Below are 20,293 nucleotides of genomic sequence, written 5' to 3' on the forward strand. Positions count from 1 at the left end.
GCTTGATGCCCGAGGGGTTGAGCTTCGAGAAGAAGGCCAGCGCCTCTTCCGGTGTCCGGGGCGCGCTCAGCCGAGCAGCCCCAGAATCTGCCCCAGCTTCGTCCGCAGGTCCTTGCGGTGGACGATGCTGTCGATCATCCCGTGGTCCAGCAGGAACTCCGAGCGCTGGAAGCCCTCCGGCAGCTTCTGGCGGATGGTCTGCTCGATGACGCGCGGACCGGCGAAGCCGATGAGCGCCTTGGGCTCGGCGAGGATGATGTCGCCCAGCCACGAGAAGGACGCGGCGACGCCGCCCGTCGTCGGGTTGAGCAGCACGGAGATGTACGGCCGCGTGCCGGTGCGGAAGCGGGCGATGGCCGCGGACGTCTTGGCCATCTGCATGAGGGAGAAGATGCCCTCCTGCATGCGCGCGCCACCCGACGCGGAGAAGACGATGGCGGAGCACTTCAGCTCGTGCGCGCGCTCGAAGACGCGGGCCACCTTCTCGCCCACCACCGAGCCCATGGAGCCACCCATGAACTCGAAGACGAAGCAGCCCACCGACACCTGGTGGCCCTGGATGCGGCCCACGCCGGAGATGAACGCGTCCGGCTCGCCCAGGTTCTTCCGCGTGGACTTGAGGCGGTCCTTGTACTTCTTGGAGTCACTGAACCCGAGCGGGTCTTGCGGCTCCAGCTCCTTGTCGAACTCCTCGAAGCTGTCGGGGTCCAGCATCGCGACCAGCCGCGCGCGCGCCGCCCAGTAGTGGTGGTGCTCGCAGTGCGGACACACCATCCAGTTCTTCTCCAGCTCCTGGCGGTAGATGATCTCGTCGCAGGACTCGCACTTCGCCCACAGGCCCTCCATGCGGGACGGGCGGGGCTCGGCTTGCGGTTCGGTGTCGACGGCGATGCGCGGCTTCTTCGAGAACCAGGCCATGAGGTGCGCGGGGTTAATCCGACGGCAGAAAGTCGTCAACCCCTCCGTGTGGCGCGCCGCGTCTAGAACTCGAAGGCGTCGTTCAGCTCCAGGACCTCCACCGGCAGCTCGGCCAGCTCCTTCTTGAGCTGCGTCACGAACGCCGGCTTGAGGTGGTACAGCAGCACCGACGCGCCGTTGCGCTCGAACTTCTGGAGTTCCAAGCCCAGCGTGTGAGGCGTGAGGTGGCCCGAGATGTCGGCCAGGGACTGCAGCTTGTTGGGGAAGGACGTCTCCAGCAGCAGCGCCTTGAGGTTCTTCGTCTCGTTGAGCGCCTTCCACAGCTTGTCGGTGGGCCCGGTGTCGCCGCTCATCGCCAGAGCGCTCTTGCCGTTGGAGATGATGAAGCCGCACGACTCCACGGGGTGGCTCACCGGCACGCTGCGCACGGTGTAGGGCCCCACCTGGAAGGTGCTCCCGGCGCGGAACGTCTTGATCTGCAGCACGGGCTGGCGCTTGGTCGGGATGCGGGTGAAGTCCGGCCACAGCGCGTTGTTGAACATGTTCTCGCGCAGGGCCTTGGCGCACTCGCGCGAGGCGTGGATGGTGACCGGGGTCTCCCGCCGGCCAATGACCAGGTCCGCCATCAGCGGCAGGTCCTTCACGTGGTCGAAGTGGCTGTGCCCCACGAGGACATGGTCCACGCGACACAGCTCCTCCAGCGACAACGTCCCCGTGAGCGCCCCCGCATCGAGCGCCAGCACGTCATCGACGAGGAAGCAGGTGCTCTTGCAATGGGGCAGCTCGCCGCCGTGGCAGCCGAGGACTCGCAGCTTCACGCTAGAGGTCTCCGAACTTCCACTTCATCTCCAGGTATTGGAGGAAGTCGTGCAGCTTGCCCGTGTCCGGCACGGTCATCCGGTCGCCATCCCGCTCGACCAGGCCCGTGCGCTCCAACCGGTCCAACATGGCGCGGACAGCGGGCTCGCCCACGCCAATCTGGCGCGGCAGCTCCCGCACCGGGAAATCAATCTCCACGCCGTCTTCCACCGGGCGGCCCCGGCCCTGGCAGGCCTGGAGGATCTGATGCACCACCCGGCTGGCCGGATCATTGTGCAGCAGGTTTTCGATCTGGGCGTCCGCCTCGGAGAGGCGCTCGGCCAGCTTCTTGATCATCCGGACCGCGATTTCGGCGTTGCCGCGGATCATCCCCTCGAACGTCTTGGGGTCGATGACCAGCAGCCGCGCATCCTCGTTGACAGTGGCGGAAGCATTGCGGGGCTTGTTGGAGATGATGGCCATCTCCCCGAAGAATTCTCCGGGGCCCAGCACGGCAAGGACCTTTTCCACATCCCGGACTCGCTTGGAGATGGCCACCCGTCCTGCCTGGATGACGAACATCTCCTTGCCGGCCTCTCCCTCGCGGAAGAGCTCGGTGCCCTGGGGGAACTCCTTGCCGAAACGTTGAAAGAGGGTTTCCTCGGCGCCCATCCTGCAAAGGAGTCAATCAGCCCACACTCGCCCGGTCAAATTCCCTTTTCTGTGCGCGACGGTGGGACAGGCGCCACGCCACGCGAGACACCGGCGCGGTGGCCGGGTAGAAGGCCGCCCGTGGGAACGACCTACAAGCAGTCCGGAGTGGATATCGAGGCCGGCGACGCGTTCGTCGAGCGCATCAAGCCCCATGCCGCACGCACCCTGCGCCCCGAGGTCATTGGCGGCGTCGGCGGGTTCGGCGGTCTGTTCGCCTTGCCACCTGGCAAGTACAAGGAGCCGGTGCTGGTGGCCGGCACGGACGGCGTGGGCACCAAGCTGAAGGTGGCCTTCGCCGCCGGACGCCATGGCACGGTGGGCATCGACCTGGTGGCCATGTCGGTGAACGACATCCTCACCTGTGGCGCCGAGCCGCTCTTCTTCCTCGACTACTTCGCCACGGGCCGGCTGGAAGTCGACGATGCCGCCGAGGTGGTGAAGGGCATCGCACAGGGCTGCGAGCAGGCAGGCTGCGCGCTGCTGGGCGGCGAGACGGCGGAGATGCCGGGCTTCTACGCGCGAGGCGAGTACGACCTGGCGGGCTTCTGCGTCGGCGTGGTGGAGCGGTCGGCCATCATCGACGGCAAGAGCGCGCAGCCGGGTGACGCGCTCATCGGGCTCCCCTCCTCTGGCCTGCACAGCAACGGCTATTCGCTGGCGCGCAAGGTGCTGCTGGACGACGGCAAGCTGGCCCTGGACTCGACGCCCGAGGGCCTGGACCGGCCGCTCGCGGACGCGCTGCTGGAGCCCACGCGCATCTATGTGAAGGACGTGCTGGCGCTGCTCCAGGCGGTGAAGGTGAAGGGCCTGGCGCACATCACCGGCAGCGGCATCCCGGGCAACCTGCCCCGCTGCCTGCCGGACGGCACGCGCGCGGTGCTGAGCGAGAAGACGTGGCCCAAGCCGCCCATCTTCGACCTCATCGCGAAGCTCGGTGGCGTGGACCGGGACGAGATGTTCAGCACGTTCAACATGGGCCTGGGGCTCATCCTGGTCGTGGCGAAGGACGACGTCGCCCAGGCACTGGGTGTCCTGAGTGGCCGGGGCGTGCAGGCGTTCGAGGTGGGCCGGGTGGAGGCGGGACAGGGCGAGGCCACGGCGGTCGTCGAGCCATGAGCAGCGCGCGGGTCCGCCTGGGCGTGTTGGTGTCGGGCAGCGGGAGCAATCTGCAAGCGCTGCTGGATGCCTGCGCGCGGGAGGACTTCCCCGCGGAGGTCGCCTGCGTGGTGTCCAACGTGCCCACCGCCTTCGCGCTGGAGCGGGCGCGCAAGGCGGGCGTGCCGGCCGTGGTGGTGGACCACAAGGCGCATGCGACGAAGGCGGACTTCGAGCAGGCCCTGCGCGAGGCGCTGCGCGCGGCGAACGTGGAATGGGTGTGCCTTGCGGGGTTCATGCGCCTGTTGAGCGCGGATTTCCTGGGCCACTACGCGGGACGGGTGCTGAACATCCACCCGTCCCTGCTCCCCGCGTTCCCCGGGCTGAATGCCCAGAGGCAGGCGCTGGAGCGCGGGGTGAAGGTCGCGGGCTGCACCGTGCACTTCGTCGATGCGGGCACGGACACCGGGCCCATCATCGCGCAGGCGGCCGTGCCGGTGCTCCCGGATGATGACGAGAAGGCGCTGGGCTCGCGGATCCTCGCGGAGGAGCACCGGCTCTATCCGCTGGCCGTGCGGCTCGCGGTGACGGGCAAGGTGACGCTGGATGGGGTGCGTACCCGCGTGGAGGCACCCGCCACCGTGGGCGAGCTGGCGCTGCGCAGCCCCGGCGCCACGGTCGAGCCCCGGTGAGCGAGAAGGAGCAAGGCCCGGGAGCGTTGCACGCGACGTCCCATGAAGGCGAAACCGCCCCGTCCTCGCGGGAGCAGCGCACCGCCGCGCTTCAAGGCGCGCCGGTGGTCCTGGTCAGCGCGTGCCTGCTGGGCGAAGCCTGCCGCTACGACGGCCGCTCACAGCGCTCCGAGCGCGTCCTCGCGGCGCTCGCGGACAAGGACATCGTGCCCATCTGCCCCGAAGTGGCTTCGGGCCTACCAGTCCCACGGCCTCCCGTGGACCTGTGCGGCGGCACCGGCGTGGACGTCTGGGCCGGGCGGGCCACCGCCGTGGAGCGGGCCGAGGGCGTTGACCGGACCGAGGCGTTCCAGCGTGGCGCCTGCCTCGCGTTCGACGCGGCCCGCAGGTTCGGGGCGACGGTAGCGCTGCTGAAGGAAAAGAGCCCTTCGTGCGGCAGCCAGCGCGTCTACGAGTCCGGCCAGCTCCGCGCGGGCGAAGGCATCACCACCGCGCTCCTTCGCGAGCACGGCGTCACCGTCCTCAGCGACGAAGATTTGTAACCACGCCCCTACCCGCGCGCGGGCAACGTCCACCCGTCCCCGGGCAGCGGCGCGAAGAGCGTCTCCACCACCTCGTCGGTGACCTCCGCCAACGTGGTCGGCTTCCAGTGCGGCTTGTTGTCCTTGTCCACGAGCACCGAACGGATGCCCTCGCGGAAGTCCGGCCGCGCCGTCATCGTCTGGCTGAGCCGGTACTCCACGTTGGCCATCTCATCGTAATCCCGCGTGCGCCCCATCCGGAGCTGGCGCAGCGTCACCTTGAGGCTCGTCGGGCACATGCGCAGCAGCGTGCCCCACGTCTCCTGGGCCCAGGGCGTGCCCTCCACCTCCAGGGCCTGCTGGATGTCGTCCACGCGCTCCGCGGCGAAGCACCGGTCGATGGCGGCGTGCTGCACGCTCAGCGGGGACGTCCCGGCGTCCGCGTGGAAGCCCGCGAGCACCGCGTCCACCACCGAGCTCGCCGCGCCGCTGCCCCAGGGCGCGGACACCAGCGCCTCCAACACGGAATCCAGCCGCGCGGACTCCACGTTGTGCGTGCCGTAGCCCAACCACATCGCGTCCGCCGCGTTGCACCGGGCCCCCGTGAGGCCCAGGTACGTCCCCGACTCACCCGGGAAGCGCGGCAGGAACCAGCCACCGCCCACATCCGGGAACAGCCCCAGCGCCGTCTCCGGCATGGCCAGGATCAGCTTCTCCGTGACGACCCGGTGCGTCCCATGCATCGACAGCCCGAGCCCACCGCCCATGCAGACACCGTCCACCAGGGAGACGTACGGCTTGCCGAAGTGGTGGATGCGGTGGTTCAGCGCGTACTCCGCGCGGAAGAACTCACGCGACACCCGCCCTTTTTCGTCGGCGGAGGCGTCTCCCACCGACAGCGCCACCGCGCGCACATCCCCACCCGCGCAGAAGGCCCGTCCGCCAGCGCCCCGGATGACGACCGCCTGGATGGCCGGATCCGCCGCCCAGGCGTCGAGCGCCGGGTGCAGCGTGCGACACATGCCCAGGTTCAGCGCGTTCAGCGCCTTGGGCCGGTTCAAGGTCACCACGCCTACCGCGCCACGCGTCTCGAGCAGGAGGTCGTCACTCATGCCGTGGGGGATATCAGGCGACCAGCCCCTTGGGTGGATTCATTGGCCCACGGTGTCGCCAGACGCGCTATGGCTCGGGCCATGACCTCCGCACTGTCTCCCCTGCGAGCCGTCGTCTTCGACATGGACGGCACCCTCGTCGACAACATGCGCTTCCACAACGAAGCGTGGGTCTCGTTCGCCCGGAAGCTCGGCCTGCCACTGACCGCCGAGGACTTCCAGAGCCGTTACGCCGGCAAGAAGAACGAGGAGATCATCCCGGAGCTGCTCGGCCGCCCGGTCGCCCCGGACGAGGTGGAGCGCATCGCCGAGGAGAAGGAGAGCCACTACCGCACCCTCTACCGGCCCCACCTCCAGCTCCACCGGGGCGCGGAGGCGTTCATCCAGCGCCTGCGTGACGCCCGCTGCCCCGCGGCCATCGCCACCGCGGCGCCCCAGGGCAACCGCGAGCTGGTGCTGGATGGGCTCGGCATCCGGTCGCTGTTCGCCAGCATCGTCGGCGCCGAACAGGTGGCGCGGGGCAAGCCCGCCCCCGACATCTTCCTGGCCGCCGCGAAGGCGCTGGGCGTGGAGCCCACCGCGTGCCTCGCCTTCGAGGACGCGGTGCTGGGTGTCATGTCCGCGCGCGAGGCCGGCATGACGGTGGTGGGTTTGACCACCGGCGCCCCCGAGGCCGACCTCCGTCAGGCCGGCGCGCACTGGGTTCTCCAGGACTTCACCACGCTGCCTCCAGAGCTGGAGCAGCGGCTCTTCGGCGCCGCCGCGCGCTGAAGCCGCCCCGGGCGCGCACGGCCCGTGGTGAAAAGGGCGCCAGCGGCGGGCACGTTGTGTAGTGTTGCCCGCCTCATGGCGACGTCCTCTGCCAAGCTCAAGCTTCCCGCCGGGCCGTCCCGGCATGTCTACGACGTCATCGTGCTCGGCAGTCAGTTGGGCGGTGCGCTCGCGGCGGCCCTCCTGGCGAAGCGCAACCACCGCGTGCTGCTGGTGGAGCACGACGGCATGGGGCCCGGTTACGAGCACGGTGGCTACGTGCTCCCCTACGCCCCCTTCGTCTCCCCGCCCCTCAAGGCCATGCCCGCCGTCGAGGAGGCCCTCACCGAGCTGGGCATCACCGGCCTGGTGCAACGCGCGCTGCGGCCCCATGCGCCAGAGCTCCAGCTCCTCATGCCCCGCGGCCGCCTGGACCTCCACGGCGACGCGACCCGCCGCAAGGCGGAGGTGGCGCGAGAGCTGGGCGACGAGGGCCCGTCCCTGCTGGGCGCCCTGAGCGGCGCCGCCGCGCAGCACGAATCCAGCGATGCCTTCTTCAAGGCGGGCCCCGCCCTGCCCCCGGACGGGTTCTTCGAGGGCTGGGGCCTGAAGAAGCTCATCCGGGCCCACCCGGGCCTGGACACGCCGCCCCAGCTCACCGGCGACGCCCCGGCCGTGTCATTGGTTCGCGGCCTGCTGCCCTTCGTCAGCCACCTGGAGCGCCCCGAGTCCGCGCTCGCGCAGTCGCGCGCCATGTCCCAGGTCCTCGCGGCCCCGTCCTTCTTCACGGGCGGGCATGAAGGGCTGCGAGAGATGCTCGCCCGCCGGGTGGCGGAGCTGGGAGGCGACGTGCTCGGCCGCGACAACCCCGCGGGGTTCATCGTGGAGGAGCTGGCCTTCGACGGCAGCAAGTTCGCGGGCATGAAGCTGATGCGCTCGGACACCGTGTACCGCGCGGCCTGCCTGGTGGCGGCGACGGACGCGGGCGCGCTGCGGCGGCTGGTGAACGACAAGAAGCACCACCGCGGCCTGCTGGAGCACCTGGATCAGTCGAACACCAAGTCCCTCCTCTTCAGCGTCAACTGGGTGGTTCCGGAGTCCGCGTTGCCACGGGGCCTGGGCGAGCTGGCGCTGCTGGACACGGGCGACGCGGAGCTGGGGCCGCTGCTGATCCAGGTCCACCCCGCGCGCGCGGCGCAGACCCAGGGCGGCAAGGAGGCCAAGGCCACGGAGGGCATGCGCGTGGTGTGCGCGGGCGCCTTCGTGCCGGCCTCCGCGAGGGATTTGGGCGAAGAGCACCTCCAGGGGCTGGCCACGCGCATCGACGAGCACCTGGACGCGCTGATGCCCTTCACCGCGCAGCACCGCCTGCTGCGCTCCGCGCCCTACCTGGACGCGGGCGGCGTGCGGGGCAGCCGGCTGATGCCACATCCCCTGTTCAGCTTCGAGTCGGAAGCCTTCCTCGGCGTCACGGGTTTGACCCAGCGCACGCCGGCGAAGAACATCCTGCTCGCCAGCAGGGAAGTCCTTCCCGGTCTCGGGCTGGAAGGCGAGCTGCTCGCGGGCATCCGGGCCGCACGGCTGGTGCAAGACATGTTGAAGAAGAAGGATCCGCTCAAGGGCTGATCCTGGATCTAAGGCTGGATTTCCGGGCCGTTCTCTGGCAGGTTCCGCCGCTCTTTTAATCGGCAGGCGTCCAACGCCCCAGTTTTCAAGGAGTTAGAGGTCATGGCGTGGAAGTGTGACATCTGTGGCAAGCGTCCGCTGGTCGGCAACAACGTCAGCCACGCGAACAACAAGACGAAGAAGCGGACCCTGCCGAATCTCCAGAAGGTTCGGGCCAGTGTGCAGGGCAGCACCCAGCGCGTTCTCGCGTGCACCCGCTGCATCAAGGCGGGCAAGGTGACGAAGGCCGCTTGAGGTCCTCACGCTCGAGGGTGGGTCCGTAGCGCGTCTCAACCCCCGCCACGGCCCCCCCTACCGAGCGGCTTTATCCCGTGCATCCGCCGCATCGCTGCTTTCGGGCAGCGCGGTGCTTTGCCGGTCGCATGACATGCAGGCCGCCATCCGTGCGGTTCGTGCCGTCATTCCCTTTATGGGAAACGGTATGTTCCGTGGCGGATGCCTTGCGGGCACGCATCCTGGCGAGCCCTTCGCGAGCATCGGGCCATACCTTCCGTGCCTCGGGTCCTGGACTCGTGGTGAATGTCGCGTCGTCAACTGGCGCGAGGTGTCAAGTCGGTCTAGGTAAGATGGCACCGTGAGCAGCGTCAATCTGATGGCCCGCGAAGTGGCCGCGAAAATCGTTTTCTATGGACCGGGCCTGTCCGGGAAGACGACCTCTCTCAGGAAGATCTACGAGACGGTCCGCCCCGCGCACCGCGGCGAGATGATGTCCATCGCCACGGAGGGGGACCGGACGCTCTTCTTCGACTTCTTGCCGGTGAAGGTGGAGCGCGTGGGCGACTGCTCCGTGCGGCTCGCGCTCTACACCGTGCCGGGCCAGGTCTTCTACAACGCCACCCGCAAGCTGGTGCTCCAGGGCGCGGACGGCGTGGTGTTCGTCGCGGACTCTCAGCCGGAGGCCATGGACGCCAACCGCGAGTCCCTGGCGAACCTGGAGGAGAACCTCTTCGAACACGGCATCCGGTTGGATCGCTTCCCGCTGGTGATGCAGTGGAACAAGCGGGACCTGGACGGCGTGCTGCCCGTGGAGGTGCTCCGCCAGGAGCTCAACCCGCGCGGCGTCCCGGAGCTGGAGACCTCCGCCGCCAACGGCCGCGGGGTGCTCGACACGCTCAAGGCCATCACCCGGCTGGTCATCAAGGACCTGCGCGCCAAGCGCATCGTCCCGCCGCCCCGCCCCGCCGCGGGCGCGCAGCCCGCGGGTCTGGAAGCGCAGCTCACCCAGCACCTCCAGCACCGGCAGCAGCCCGGCACCCCGCCCCAGGCCGCGGCCCAGGCGGCAGGCCCGGTGCCTCGCGTGGCCCCGGTGGTGGCCGTGGTGCCCCCGCCCCGCGTGGAGCCGGCGCCCATCCCCACGCCCCAGCCCGGTCCCAAGCTGCTGGGCGCCGCGAGCGCGCTCGCGCCCGGCGACATGTTCGACCACGCCCGCGCCGCGGAGGCCGCGTTCATGACGGGGGACTACTCCACCTGCGTCACCGCGTGCTCGGACGCCATCCGCCGGGCCCTGGCCTTCGCGGGCGAGGGATCCCTGGGACAACAGGCCTTCCTGCTCCGCGTGGACGGGGCGGACCTGCTCCGGCTCCAGGGCCTGTCCACCCAGCAGCACCTGCGCGTGGATGACGCCGCCTTCTCCCTCTACGTGATGATGCAGGTGTTCGTGCGGCTCAACGCGGTGGGCCTGCCCAGCGCGGAGTAGCCCCCGGGCTCCCGCACCGGCGCGGGAGCCCTGCCCCACTCAGCGCGGGTAGCCGAGCTGCAACAGCCCCATCCGCTGGAGCTTCGCCAGCGTCTTCAGCGTCTCCAGCTCCCGCGCCGGACTGGCGAGCACCAGCGTGGACACGTCCCAGGTGCCATTCACCAGCCCGGCGATCTGCCGCTCCTCCGGCTTGAGCAGCGCCTGGCCCTGGGGGTCATGAATCATGTGCGGCACGGACAGCGGCGGCAGGTCCGCGTAGAGCGCGGCCACGTGCTCGCGCTGCACCAGCCGCGCGAACTCGCGCACGCGCCGGTCCGCCGGGTCGCTGGCCAGCAGGGACGTGCAGACGATGCCCGCGGCGTCGAACTGGCCCTCGCGCATCAGCACCGCGCCCTTCTCCAGCATCTCCGCCACGGGGTCCGCCTCCACCTGCGGCGCCCCGTCCACCTCCACCAGCTTCGCGCGCAGCAGCTCATGCACCCGGCGCGTCACCGACGAACGGGACACCCCCATGGACAGGCGCAGGCGCCCCAGGTTCTGCGGCGTCGCGCACAGCCCCAGGATGATCCGGTGCATCAGCGGCTGGCTCGGGCTGGGCGGTGACAGCGCGCGGACGCTGAGCGCGTCGATGGGCAGCGCCTTGTCCACGTCGGACTGCTCGTCCACCCAACGCAGGGACTCGAAGAGCAGCTCCCGGATGCTCATGTCGGACGGAACCCAGTCCTCCCCCGAGCGGTCCGCGTCCTCCGTCCAGTGGAAGGTGCCTCGGCCGGCGATGGTCAGGTCCATCATCGCGGCGAACAGCTCCTCCCGGCCCAGGTCGCGAATCCACCGCGCCTGGATGCCGTGGATGTCGAACGCGGCGTCCACGTCCGGCGTGCGCGCCAGCTCGTCGAAGGCCGCGAGCACCTTCGTGCCCGACGCCAGCTTGGACAGGGTGAGGAGCCGGGCCACGCGCCCGCGAAGCCCTTCGGCCGCGGTGGCCCCCACCTGGCCAGACAGCAGGAAGAGCTTGCGCTCACCGGCCTCCCAGGAAAGCTGGAGCGTTCCCGTCTTGCGGGAGCTGTCCAACCATTGAAGGAACTCAGGAAGCGGATAGCTGAAGAGGTCGCCGTGGAGGGCCATGCGTGTCGGACTCTTCGATCAGGGATGGGGCTTCACTCTCGTCGTCGCCGGATGCAAGGCGCGGCTCGAACACGGCTTCTCGTTGCGCCGGGCAGAAGACGCGCAGCCCTGAGCGCCACCCGCGACCGGCGGCATTGGCACTTTGCGGACGTTCCAAAACGTCTCGAAGGTACCGGGATTTTCGCGAGTGCCTAGAATGAGTTCGATCCCACGCGATGATGTGCCGACTCTAGCCGATTACTCAATCTTCGTTGGCCGACCCAATGGAAATGGATATTCGGCAAGCCGGAACGAACCTCTCGACACCCCTCGGAATCCGCAGCGGGACACAGCCATGACGAAGATCGCTGATCACGACGCCTACATCGCCGCGGCGCCCGAGCCCTTCCAGCCCGCGCTGAAGCAGTTGCGCGCCCTCCTGGCCCGCGTCCTGCCGGAAGCGGAGGAGGTCGTGGCCTACAACATGCCGGGCTTCAAGCTCGGTGGCTCGGTTGTCGCGGGCTATGCGGCGTTCAGCAAGCAGTGCGGGCTGTATCTCCATCCCAGCGCCATTTCCGAACATGCCGAGGAGATCGCGGCCGCCGGCCTGAAGGCGACCAAGACCGGCATCACCTTTTCGCCGCGCAAACCCATCCCGGACGACCTCGTCGAACGACTGGCGCGGGCGTCACGGAAGGGTGCCGGAGCCTGACCGCTCATCCATGGCAGCTCCGTCCGCATCGAGGATAGAGTCCCCCGCCGCGCGCGTCGCGCTCCTGTTCATCGATGGTGTGGGCATTGGCCGAAAGGACCCGGCCATCAATCCGCTCGCCCACCGGGAGCACCTGCTCTCCCACTTCGAGGACGCCCCGAGCCCGCCCCTGCCCCATTCGGGCCGCTGCATCCCCGTGGACACCACCTTCGGCGTCCCCGGGCGGCCCCAGTCCGCGTCCAACCAGACGGCCATCCTCACGGGGGACCCGGCCCCCGTGCTGCTGGGCCGCCACGTGCTCGGGTACCCCAATGCGCCGCTGCGGGGGTTGATGGCGGACCGCTCCATCGTCCGGAGGCTGGGCGCCGCGGGCCGCACCGCCACCTTCGCCAACGCCTACCCCGCGCCCTACCTGGACGCGCTGGGCGTCCCCCGCCGGCCCAGCCATTCGCCGCCGGAGTTCGTCCTCGCGCCCGAGGCCCGCCGCAAGGTGAGGCCCTCCGCCTCCAAGCTGGCCTTCGCCGCGGGCGGCGTCCCCCTGCGGACGCTCGATGACGCCCGCGCCGGGGACGGCCTCACCCACGACATCACCGGCGCCAGCGCCCGGGCCTACGGACTGCCCGCGCCGGAGCGCTCGCCCGAGGAAGCCGCCGCCATTTTCTGGAAGGTGGCCTCGGGCGCGGACTTCACCTTCTTCGAACACTACCTGGCGGACGAGGCCGGCCACGCCCAGGACTGGACGGCGGCCCTGGCCGCGCTCGACGCCTTCGACGCCTTCACCCGCGCGGTGGCGGCCTCCCGGCCCGCCGGCGCCCGCGTGCTGGTGTGCAGCGACCACGGCAACGTGGAGGACCTGTCCACGCGAGGCCACACGCTTCACCCCGTCCCCGTGCTCTACTTCGGCCCACCCGCGCCCGAGGTGGAGTCCTTCTCCACCGTGGCCGACGTCGGACGCGCGGTGCTGAGCTGGTTGGGTGCGGAGTGAATGGAGTCGTGACTTCACGAGCCGACATTCTCGGGCGCCCCGGCTGGGTGGCGGCGCTGCTCGTCCTCGGGCTGCTCAGCGGGTGCGCCAGCGTGCGCAGCACCCGGGTGCAGTTGGAGCCGGGCCAGGGCGCCGCCGCGCGCATGCCCGCGGGCACGAGCATCGACATCGAGTTCCAGCCGCGGGACGCCGACGCCGCGGCGCAGGTCCGGCTGGCCGTGGAGCGCGCCATTCCCCGGCTCATGCGCTGGGGGAACTTCGACGACCGCGTCACCATCGTCGTCCACCCGAACCATGCCGCGCTGGAGCGCGCCGCCAACCGCCGCGGCCATGACTTCCTCCGCGCGTGGGCGCGGTACGAGCAGATTGAAGTCCAGAGCCCTCGCACGTGGACGTCCCGGGGTGCCAGCCAGGCCCAGGTGGACGAGCTGCTGCTGCACGAGCTCACCCACAGCCTGATGTACCAGATCGCCTCGGACCGGCTCGGCTGGACACGCAAGCGCATTCCCCTCTGGTTCCGCGAAGGCATGGCCTCGTACACCGCCGAGCAGGGCTACCGGCTCTCCAGCCTCGAGGACCTGGAACACTTCTGGCGCACCCACCCCAATGCGGACCCGCTGTCCCAAGCGGACGCGCTGTACCAGGCGGAGAGCGGCATCGTGTACGGCGCCGCCCACCACGCCTTCACCTTCCTGGTGCGCCGCTACGGCGAGGAGGCCGTGAAGTCGGTGCTCCAGGGCATGGACCGAGGCCCCGACTTCGACCAGGCCTTCCGTCAGGCCGTGGGCCTCCCGCCGGAGAACTTCCTTCAAGACTTCCGGCGGTATGTCCAGTTGCGCGGCTTCAAGGGCGCCAGGCCACTCCGGCCTCCCCAGCCACGTCCCGCCCGGCTCGTACCTCTGCCTACTCCGCAGTGAGGCGGCGCGAGCACGTCCGCGGTTTCAGAAATTGAACACATGAGGCATCGTAGGGCCCACGAACCATTCTCATGAATTGGGAATTTGGGAATCGCTGGATTTGACGGGTCCGGCGTCGAGGGACATGCACCATGGAGCAGGAACGCCCCCTGCAGCATCCGCCAGGCTCGGTGTCGGATTCGCGGTCCCTGCGTGAACGGCTGAGCTCCTCCCTGGCGAAGCTGGAGCGCCTGAGCGCCGGTGAAGACGTGCCCGAGGCGGTCCGCGCGGAGCTGGCTTCGCTCCAGGGCCTGCGCGGTGAGCTGGAGACGTTGCTCAAGCACCGGACGCTGTCGCTCAGCCACCTCGCCGCGGGCCTCGCGCACGAAATCAACAACCCGCTCGCCTACACGACGGGGAATCTCGAATACCTCCAGCAGCGGCTGAACAGCCACCCATTGCCGGCGTCCCTCGCCGACGAGTGCCAGCAGGTGCTGGACGAGGCCTTGGAGGGTGCGCAGCACATCCACCGCGTCGTCGCGGACCTGCGGGCCCTGTCCATGGGCGACACCGGCGTCGAGCGCCCCGTGGATCTCCAGTCGGTCCTGGAACGCACGCTCCGAATGGCCGCCAGCCAGCTCCGCCACCGTGCGCGCGTGGTGCGGGCCTACGCGCCGGACGTGCCGCGCGTGCTGGGCACGGAGACGAAGCTGGGCCAGGTGGCGCTCAACCTCGTGCTCAACGCGGTGCAGGCCCTTCCGGAGGGCCGCACCTCCGAGCATCAACTGACGCTCGGCCTCCGGGAGGAGGAGCGCGGCGTGGTGCTGTCCATCACCGACACCGGCCCGGGCATCCCCACCGAGGTGCTCCCCCACATCTTCGACCCGTTCTTCACCACGCGGAACGAAGGCATGGGCATGGGGCTGGCCATCTGCCGCGACATCGTCACCGCGATGGGCGGCGCCATCCGCGTGCTCAGCACGCCGGGCCACGGCACGACGGTGGAAATCACGCTGCGGCGCGCGCAGCCCGCCCGGCCCCCGGAGGCCCCACAGCCGGAGAGGCCTTCACCGCGCCGCCGCATCGAGCACGCGGCTACGGCTTGCGCGCCGGAGCCTCCAGCGCCGCGGGGCTGGTGAGGATGGGCGGCCGGTCCTTGCCCTCCATGGTGCGCTGGAGCTCCAGCTCCTGGAGCAGCATGGCGGGCGCCACGGTGGACACCGGCACGTTGCCGCTCTCCGCGCCGCAGAAGCCGTTGAAGACGCCCTGCTTCTGGCCCGAGGCCAGGATGCGGTTCACCGCCGACAGCGGCGTGCCCACGATTTCCACGCCGCGCACCAGCGTCTCCTTCCCCGTCTTCACGTCCACCCGGTACACCATGCGCGGCACGCCCTTGAACGCCTGATAGCCGTAGCTGGACGTGTTGGTGTTGCCGCCGGTGATGTCGCGGATGATGAGGCCGTACGGCTTGCCCTGACGCTTCGCCTCGGCGATCAGCCGCTTCTTCAGCTCCGCGTCGCTCACGCCATTCGTGCTCTCCACCAGCAGGTTCGCCATGCGCGCCACGGGCTTGAGGTTGCCCTGGCTGCGGCCATGGCCGTTCGACTGGAGGAAGCCCTCCACGGGACGGCGGCCCTGGAGGTAGTTGCGCAGCACGCCCTTCTCCACCAGCGTCACCCGCTGGCCGCGCACGCCCTCCTCGTCGAAGAGGTAGTAGCCATTGAGCGGCTCACCGTGGAGCACGCGGCGCGTGGGGTCGTCGTGGATGGAGATGAACGACGGCAGCACCTGCTTGCCCACCTGCCCCTTGAACGTCTTGCCCTCGCTTTCGCCGCCCTGCCGGTCGCCTTCGAGCCGGTGGCCCACGGCCTCATGGAAAAGCACCCCCGCGGCCTCCGGCGCGAGGATGGCGGGGCCCGTGTACGGGTCGATGGCGGGCGCTGCGCGCAGGGCCAGCAGCTCCTCGACGATGGTGTCCGCGGCCTTCACCAGGCGCGCCTCGTCCGGGAGCCCCGCCTCCGTGGGCGAATAGAAGTTGCGTGAGTTGTCCAGGAGCTGCCCGTCCGGCGCGCGCGTGACGGCGGAGACGTGCAGGCCGTACAGCGTCTCCTCGGTGATGATGCGGCTGCCTTCCGACGACACGAACAGCCGCGTCACCTTGTCCTGGGTGATGCGCACCTCCGAGTCGAACAGCTCCGGGTGCGCGTTGAAGCGCGCGGACACGTCACGCGACACCTTCACCCACCGCTCGCGGTCGAACGGCGCGCTCACCGGAGGTTCGGTGTGCTGCACGGGCTTCTCGCGCGAGAAGGACGGTGGACGCTTCGGGTCCTCCACCGCGTAGACGTCCTCGCCCTTCTTCTTCAGGTATTGGAAGAGCGCGGACTTGAACTTCTCGTCGGTGATGAGCCACAGCGAGGTGCGAAGGGCCAGCGGGGAATCATCCAGCGGGCCTTCCTTGCGCGACACATAGCTGGTGCCCTTGCTGGAGAAGCTGAACTCGAGCCCCTCCTCCACCGAGCTGTCGAAGTCATAGTCACCGACGCGCACGTCGACGTACAGCTTCCGCTCGCGGTAGCCGTCGTCCATGAACAGCGCCCCGTAGCGCGCGGCGACCGCGTACGACACGTAGTCCTTGAGCTGGTAGCTCATGAAGTACGGGGGCTCGTGGTTCTGCATCTTCAACTGCTGGTGGTTGCGCGACAGCTCGGCGGACATCGCGTCGAGCAGCGTCACGCGTGCGTCCGGCACGGGCGCCGCCGCCGTCAGCAGCGCCGAGACCGCCAGCAGGGGAAACACGGGTCGAAGGAGGGCTTGCACGTCCCCGACACTAGCCCATCCACTCCACGTTACGAGCAGCTCCGCGCTCACGGATGCCGCCAGGCGGAATCCGTGAACGAGAGGCCCCCCGCCCGGAGGGTCGGTTTCCGGGCGGGCGGCGTGTACTGTCAGGCCTTGGTCACTTTTTCGCGGCCCTTGCTCACGCCCTTGGTGGCGTTGCGCGTATCGATGACGACCTTGGAGCGGTCCACCACCATGGCGTAGTCGATGTCCGAGTGGTCCGTGAGGATGAGGACCGCGTCGTACTGACCCAGCGTCTCCGGCTTCAGCGGCACGGACTTCATCTCCATGTTGAAGCCGTGGCCCTTGTGCAGCTCGGGGACGTACGGGTCGTGGTACGACAGCTCCGCGCCCTTCTCCGCCAGCAGCGTCATGATGCGCAGCGACGGACTCTCACGCATGTCGTCGATGTCCTTCTTGTACGCCGCACCCAGGCAGAGGACCTTCGCGCCGTTGAGCGTCTGCTTGTTCTGGTTCAGCGCCTCCATCGTGCGCTGCACCACGTAGTACGGCATCTGCCAGTTCACCTCGCCGGCCAGCTCGATGAACTTGGTGTGGAACTCGTACTCGCGCGCCTTCCACGTCAGGTAGAACGGGTCAATGGGGATGCAGTGCCCACCGAGGCCCGGGCCCGGGAAGAAGGGCATGAAGCCGAACGGCTTGGTGCTCGCCGCCTGGATGGCCTCCCACACGTCCACGCCCATGCGGTCGCAGAGCATCTTCATCTCGTTGACCATGGCGATGTTGACGCAGCGGAAGATGTTCTCCAGCAGCTTGGTCAACTCCGCTACGCGCGTGGAGGACACCGGCACCACTTCCTTCAGCGCGCTGCCGTAGAGGGCCGCGGCCACCTCGGAGCACTCGGGCGAGTAGCCACCGACGATCTTGGGAATCGTCTTGGTGTTGAAGCTCTTGTTGCCCGGGTCCTCGCGCTCGGGGCTGAAGGCCAGGTAGAAGTCCTTGCCCGCCTTGAGCCCATTCTTCTCCAGCAGCGGCTTGAGCACTTCCTCCGTCGTCCCCGGATACGTGGTGGACTCCAGGATGAAGAGCTGTCCAGGACGCACGTGCGGCGCGAGCGCCTCACCCGTCTGGATGATGTAGCTCATGTCCGGCTCACGCGACGCCGTGAGCGGCGTGGGCACGCAGATGATGACGCAGTCCATGTCCTTCGCCTTGGCGAAGTCCGAGGTGGCCTTCAGCTTGCCCGACTTGCTCAGCTCCGACAGCGGCGCGCTGGGGATGTGCTTGATGTAGCTCTCCCCCTTCTCAATCTTTTCGATTTTCCGCTTGTCGACATCGAGCCCCATGACAGGGAAGCCCGCCTCCGCGAACGCCATGCCCAGCGGAAGACCGACGTAGCCAAGCCCGACCACACCCACCCTCGCGTCCCGCTTCTTGATGCGATCCAGCAGCGGGCTGCTCACCATCACCCTCATCGTGCTCACCTCTCCTGATGCGACGTGCCGTCCATGACGGTCACGTCCCGACCCGACAATCAGCGGAAAACGACGACCCACCTCAGCCATGCCGGGGGCGTCACCTGCCCCCGGAACTCCACCGCCAGCGACGGCACCACCCGCCCGTACCCTGGCGAATACCGCGACGGCACCAACCGCGCCGTCAATCCCTGCTCCAGCACCACCCAGGCGAGCGGAGCCCCTTCGGGGCCCAGCTCCACCACGAGCGGCTCGAACGACACCGGCTCTTCCATCACACGACCCGCGCGTGACAGGACCTGCACCTGCGGCGCCACCACACGCGCCTGTTCGTCTGGCAGATGGAATCTGCCCACCACGTCATGCCGGCCCGTGCCCACGAAGCGGTCACGTCCGGCCAGAGCGCGCTCGCCCCGGTCCAGCCGGAACGTGCGCTCGATTCCCACCGGCGCGGCCAGCCGGCGATAGCCGTCATGCCGCACCAACAGCCTGTCCACACTCTTCCCTGGCAGGAAGGCCACCACCCGCGCCCGGGCTTCCTCGGGCAGCGCGAACAAGCGCGCCGTATCCAGGGGCGCCTGCTCCTCGCCGTCCACCTGCACCGTGTTGTGCGCCGCCGTGGAGCGAAACCAGTTCCGCGTCGCGGGCTCACGCGTATAGGTGCCCGTGCCCGGATCCACGATGACGGGGCGCCCGTCGAGGTGGAGTTCAAAAGAAAGTTTGTCGTTGTGGCTGTGTCCCCCGACTCCGCCCTGCCCCTGCTTGCCGGCGCTGACAGTGATAACGACTCCGTCGCCGCGCAAGATGTGAAAACCACCTTCCGGAAAGCTCACCGACACGGGCGCCGGCGCGGACGCGAGCGCGGCGAAGCGCGACTGGCCAGCACGGCCCAGCAGCCACGCGGCCTCGTCCACGAGCTCGCCACCGCCCAGGCCCGCATCGCCGAAGAGCGCCGCGCCCAGCCCCACCAGATAGCCGTGCGCGTTGTCCTCGCGCTCTCTCAGCGGGAAGACCCGGCCGGAATCATTGTCGCCAATCTGCGGCGCCAGTCCCTGCTCCGAGCACCACGCGCGCACGGCGTGGAACATGCGACGCAGCCGGGATTCATACCGGGGTCCCATGGGCACGCCCGCGCCGCGTGCAACGACATACGCCAGCGTGAACAGCTCCACCGATAAGCGGTGATAGGGAATGGAGCCCTCGAAGGACGTGCCCTCGAGGTGGACCTGCGTCTCCATCTGCTCGCGCAGGCCGCCCACCGACAGGGACAACTGCTGCGCCGCGCCCGGCAGCTCCGGGAAGAGCAGCCCTGTCACCAGCAGGCCCACGTAATTGGAGACCAGGTGGTTGTTGGGCACCGCGCCCCGGTCCTCGAGATGCGCCTCCACCCAGGCCGTGTGGTCCGCCAGCGCGCTCAGCACCGGCACCACGAACTCCGGCCGCGCCACCTCGGGCGCGTCGGAGAACATCACCAGCGCCTGTGCCAGGTTCGCGGCGCGCAGCGCCACCTCCATGGCACACGTCCAGTGCACGCCGTGGCCCAGGGGATTCGCCTGGAGGAAGTCCAGCACCTGCGACACGAAGCCCCGCGCCAGGCGCGAGCGCGTGTCCGCCTCCGTCTCCACCCAGTAGCCCTGGCCCAGCGCCACCACGCTGTCCAGGCGGCCCATCACCCACGGATACTTGGGGTCACGCCCCGTCGCGGCGAGCGACATGCGCTCCACCGGCTCCACCGGGTAGCGGTGGCCGCTCCCCGGGTCGAGCGACCAGTCCACGGGACGGCCTTCACCGAAGGCGACCACCGTTCCAAAGATGTCCCACTCCTGCCGGAGCGCCGCCCTCGCGCGAGCCCGTGCGCGCTCGACACCGCCCGGCACCGCGCCGAGCGCCGCCAGCACCGACGGACGCTGCGAGGCTTCACACCAGATGCGCGAGGTCCGCTGGCCCAGGGCCAGCTCCACCAGCTCGGCGCCATCCGCGGCCCCGTAGGACTGGAGGAGCTGCACCTCGTCCGCGCGCTCGCGCCGACGATAGAGCGCCTGTCGCGCCACACCCTGGACACGTCGTACCGCGCTCCGCGCCAGTCCTGCTGGTGCGAGTCGAGCGATCGCCGCGTAGTAATCGAGAGTCCCCATTCGCCCCTTCCGCCACCCGTGCCGGATGCCGTTAGCAAGTGCCCGGCCAGAGCCCCCTTCTCAGGAATTGAGCGGGGTTGCGCGGAGCCGTCTTTCCCCCTGACGGTAAAAAGTGGGGGGATCACACGCCCTGAAGGGAAAAGGATTTCCGATTCACGGGCCTCTCAATCCCACCCAGGGCAGTGTTGCGGCGCGCGCGAGG

At 69.3% G+C, this 20,293-nt stretch carries 19 protein-coding genes; 11 read left to right on the forward strand and 8 right to left on the reverse strand.

Annotation, left to right across the window (positions count from 1 at the left end):
* Positions 1–66 precede the first annotated feature (66 nt).
* The 3 genes from accD to A176_RS20870 form a co-directional block, all read right to left on the reverse strand.
* On the reverse strand, positions 67–918 hold the full coding sequence (gene accD, locus A176_RS20860; RefSeq protein ID WP_002634853.1) for an acetyl-CoA carboxylase, carboxyltransferase subunit beta: 852 nt from the start codon (positions 916–918) through the stop codon (positions 67–69).
* A 62-nt stretch (positions 919–980) separates the two neighbouring features.
* On the reverse strand, positions 981–1,736 hold the full coding sequence (locus A176_RS20865) for an MBL fold metallo-hydrolase (RefSeq protein ID WP_002634852.1): 756 nt from the start codon (positions 1,734–1,736) through the stop codon (positions 981–983).
* A gap of 1 nt (position 1,737) precedes the next feature.
* Positions 1,738–2,388 carry a Crp/Fnr family transcriptional regulator gene (locus tag A176_RS20870; protein WP_002634851.1) on the reverse strand — a complete coding sequence of 217 codons (651 nt, stop codon included), beginning with the start codon at positions 2,386–2,388 and terminating at the stop codon, positions 1,738–1,740.
* A 120-nt stretch (positions 2,389–2,508) separates the two neighbouring features.
* Between A176_RS20870 and purM the strand changes: the two genes are divergently transcribed.
* Genes purM through A176_RS20885 form a run of 3 tightly spaced genes read left to right on the forward strand, consistent with a single transcriptional unit; the run spans position 2,509 to position 4,759 of the window.
* Positions 2,509–3,546, forward strand: a complete 1,038-nt coding sequence (gene purM, locus A176_RS20875; RefSeq protein WP_002634850.1) for a phosphoribosylformylglycinamidine cyclo-ligase — start codon at positions 2,509–2,511, stop codon at positions 3,544–3,546.
* Positions 3,543–4,217 carry a phosphoribosylglycinamide formyltransferase gene (purN, locus tag A176_RS20880; RefSeq protein WP_002634849.1) on the forward strand — a complete coding sequence of 225 codons (675 nt, stop codon included), beginning with the start codon at positions 3,543–3,545 and terminating at the stop codon, positions 4,215–4,217. Before purM ends, purN begins: the two co-directional genes overlap by 4 nt.
* On the forward strand, positions 4,214–4,759 hold the full coding sequence (locus A176_RS20885) for a 2-thiouracil desulfurase family protein (RefSeq protein WP_002634848.1): 546 nt from the start codon (positions 4,214–4,216) through the stop codon (positions 4,757–4,759). The genes purN and A176_RS20885 overlap by 4 nt, the downstream gene beginning before the upstream one ends.
* An 8-nt stretch (positions 4,760–4,767) precedes the next feature.
* Here the strand turns inward: A176_RS20885 and A176_RS20890 are convergent, their stop codons facing one another.
* Complete coding sequence (locus A176_RS20890; RefSeq protein ID WP_002634847.1) at positions 4,768–5,850, reverse strand: enoyl-CoA hydratase/isomerase family protein; 1,083 nt, start codon at positions 5,848–5,850, stop codon at positions 4,768–4,770.
* An 81-nt stretch (positions 5,851–5,931) separates the two neighbouring features.
* Between A176_RS20890 and A176_RS20895 the strand changes: the two genes are divergently transcribed.
* From A176_RS20895 to A176_RS20910, 4 genes are all read left to right on the forward strand, one after another.
* The gene (locus A176_RS20895) at positions 5,932–6,621 is read left to right on the forward strand and encodes an HAD family hydrolase (protein ID WP_002634846.1); all 690 of its coding nucleotides are present in this window, start codon (positions 5,932–5,934) and stop codon (positions 6,619–6,621) included.
* A gap of 75 nt (positions 6,622–6,696) precedes the next feature.
* The gene (locus A176_RS20900; RefSeq protein ID WP_002634845.1) at positions 6,697–8,226 is read left to right on the forward strand and encodes an NAD(P)-binding protein; all 1,530 of its coding nucleotides are present in this window, start codon (positions 6,697–6,699) and stop codon (positions 8,224–8,226) included.
* 102 nt (positions 8,227–8,328) lie between these two features.
* The gene (gene rpmB, locus A176_RS20905; RefSeq protein ID WP_002634844.1) at positions 8,329–8,520 is read left to right on the forward strand and encodes a 50S ribosomal protein L28; all 192 of its coding nucleotides are present in this window, start codon (positions 8,329–8,331) and stop codon (positions 8,518–8,520) included.
* 340 nt (positions 8,521–8,860) lie between these two features.
* Entirely contained in the window at positions 8,861–9,982 is a 1,122-nt protein-coding gene (locus A176_RS20910) for a GTP-binding protein (RefSeq protein ID WP_002634843.1), read from the forward strand.
* A 39-nt stretch (positions 9,983–10,021) separates the two neighbouring features.
* Here the strand turns inward: A176_RS20910 and A176_RS20915 are convergent, their stop codons facing one another.
* Positions 10,022–11,107, reverse strand: a complete 1,086-nt coding sequence (locus A176_RS20915; RefSeq protein WP_002634842.1) for a DUF4388 domain-containing protein — start codon at positions 11,105–11,107, stop codon at positions 10,022–10,024.
* 334 nt (positions 11,108–11,441) lie between these two features.
* Here A176_RS20915 and A176_RS20920 point away from each other — a divergent pair, with 334 nt between their 5' ends.
* From A176_RS20920 to A176_RS20935, 4 genes are all read left to right on the forward strand, one after another.
* The gene (locus tag A176_RS20920) at positions 11,442–11,798 is read left to right on the forward strand and encodes an iron chaperone (protein ID WP_002634840.1); all 357 of its coding nucleotides are present in this window, start codon (positions 11,442–11,444) and stop codon (positions 11,796–11,798) included.
* A 10-nt stretch (positions 11,799–11,808) separates the two neighbouring features.
* The gene (locus A176_RS20925) at positions 11,809–12,783 is read left to right on the forward strand and encodes a metalloenzyme (RefSeq protein ID WP_002634839.1); all 975 of its coding nucleotides are present in this window, start codon (positions 11,809–11,811) and stop codon (positions 12,781–12,783) included.
* Between the two features lie 8 nt (positions 12,784–12,791).
* Positions 12,792–13,700 (forward strand): gluzincin family metallopeptidase, encoded by a 909-nt coding sequence (locus A176_RS20930; protein ID WP_226993943.1) that lies wholly within the window; start codon positions 12,792–12,794, stop codon positions 13,698–13,700.
* A gap of 131 nt (positions 13,701–13,831) precedes the next feature.
* Positions 13,832–14,818 (forward strand): sensor histidine kinase, encoded by a 987-nt coding sequence (locus A176_RS20935; protein ID WP_002634837.1) that lies wholly within the window; start codon positions 13,832–13,834, stop codon positions 14,816–14,818.
* Here the strand turns inward: A176_RS20935 and A176_RS20940 are convergent.
* The 3 genes from A176_RS20940 to A176_RS20950 form a co-directional block, all read right to left on the reverse strand.
* On the reverse strand, positions 14,775–16,499 hold the full coding sequence (locus A176_RS20940) for a TldD/PmbA family protein (RefSeq protein ID WP_021781269.1): 1,725 nt from the start codon (positions 16,497–16,499) through the stop codon (positions 14,775–14,777). The two genes, A176_RS20935 and A176_RS20940, sit on opposite strands and share 44 nt — an antisense overlap.
* A 128-nt stretch (positions 16,500–16,627) precedes the next feature.
* Positions 16,628–17,956 carry a nucleotide sugar dehydrogenase gene (locus tag A176_RS20945; protein WP_002634835.1) on the reverse strand — a complete coding sequence of 443 codons (1,329 nt, stop codon included), beginning with the start codon at positions 17,954–17,956 and terminating at the stop codon, positions 16,628–16,630.
* Between the two features lie 59 nt (positions 17,957–18,015).
* Complete coding sequence (locus A176_RS20950) at positions 18,016–20,091, reverse strand: alginate lyase family protein (RefSeq protein ID WP_002634834.1); 2,076 nt, start codon at positions 20,089–20,091, stop codon at positions 18,016–18,018.
* Between the last annotated feature and the right edge of the window lie 202 nt (positions 20,092–20,293).

This window comes from Myxococcus hansupus (assembly GCF_000280925.3).
GTDB classification, from domain to species: domain Bacteria; phylum Myxococcota; class Myxococcia; order Myxococcales; family Myxococcaceae; genus Myxococcus; species Myxococcus hansupus.

Coding starts and splice junctions, on each gene's coding strand:
- A176_RS20900 (WP_002634845.1), top strand. CDS start 6,697: ATGGCGACGTCCTCTGCCAAGCTCAAGCTTCCCGCCGGGCCGTCCCGG.
- A176_RS20935 (WP_002634837.1), top strand. CDS start 13,832: ATGGAGCAGGAACGCCCCCTGCAGCATCCGCCAGGCTCGGTGTCGGAT.
- A176_RS20915 (WP_002634842.1), bottom strand. CDS start 11,107: ATGGCCCTCCACGGCGACCTCTTCAGCTATCCGCTTCCTGAGTTCCTT.
- A176_RS20890 (WP_002634847.1), bottom strand. CDS start 5,850: ATGAGTGACGACCTCCTGCTCGAGACGCGTGGCGCGGTAGGCGTGGTG.
- A176_RS20945 (WP_002634835.1), bottom strand. CDS start 17,956: ATGAGGGTGATGGTGAGCAGCCCGCTGCTGGATCGCATCAAGAAGCGG.
- accD (WP_002634853.1), bottom strand. CDS start 918: ATGGCCTGGTTCTCGAAGAAGCCGCGCATCGCCGTCGACACCGAACCG.
- A176_RS20950 (WP_002634834.1), bottom strand. CDS start 20,091: ATGGGGACTCTCGATTACTACGCGGCGATCGCTCGACTCGCACCAGCA.
- purN (WP_002634849.1), top strand. CDS start 3,543: ATGAGCAGCGCGCGGGTCCGCCTGGGCGTGTTGGTGTCGGGCAGCGGG.
- A176_RS20920 (WP_002634840.1), top strand. CDS start 11,442: ATGACGAAGATCGCTGATCACGACGCCTACATCGCCGCGGCGCCCGAG.
- A176_RS20870 (WP_002634851.1), bottom strand. CDS start 2,388: ATGGGCGCCGAGGAAACCCTCTTTCAACGTTTCGGCAAGGAGTTCCCC.
- rpmB (WP_002634844.1), top strand. CDS start 8,329: ATGGCGTGGAAGTGTGACATCTGTGGCAAGCGTCCGCTGGTCGGCAAC.
- A176_RS20925 (WP_002634839.1), top strand. CDS start 11,809: ATGGCAGCTCCGTCCGCATCGAGGATAGAGTCCCCCGCCGCGCGCGTC.
- A176_RS20895 (WP_002634846.1), top strand. CDS start 5,932: ATGACCTCCGCACTGTCTCCCCTGCGAGCCGTCGTCTTCGACATGGAC.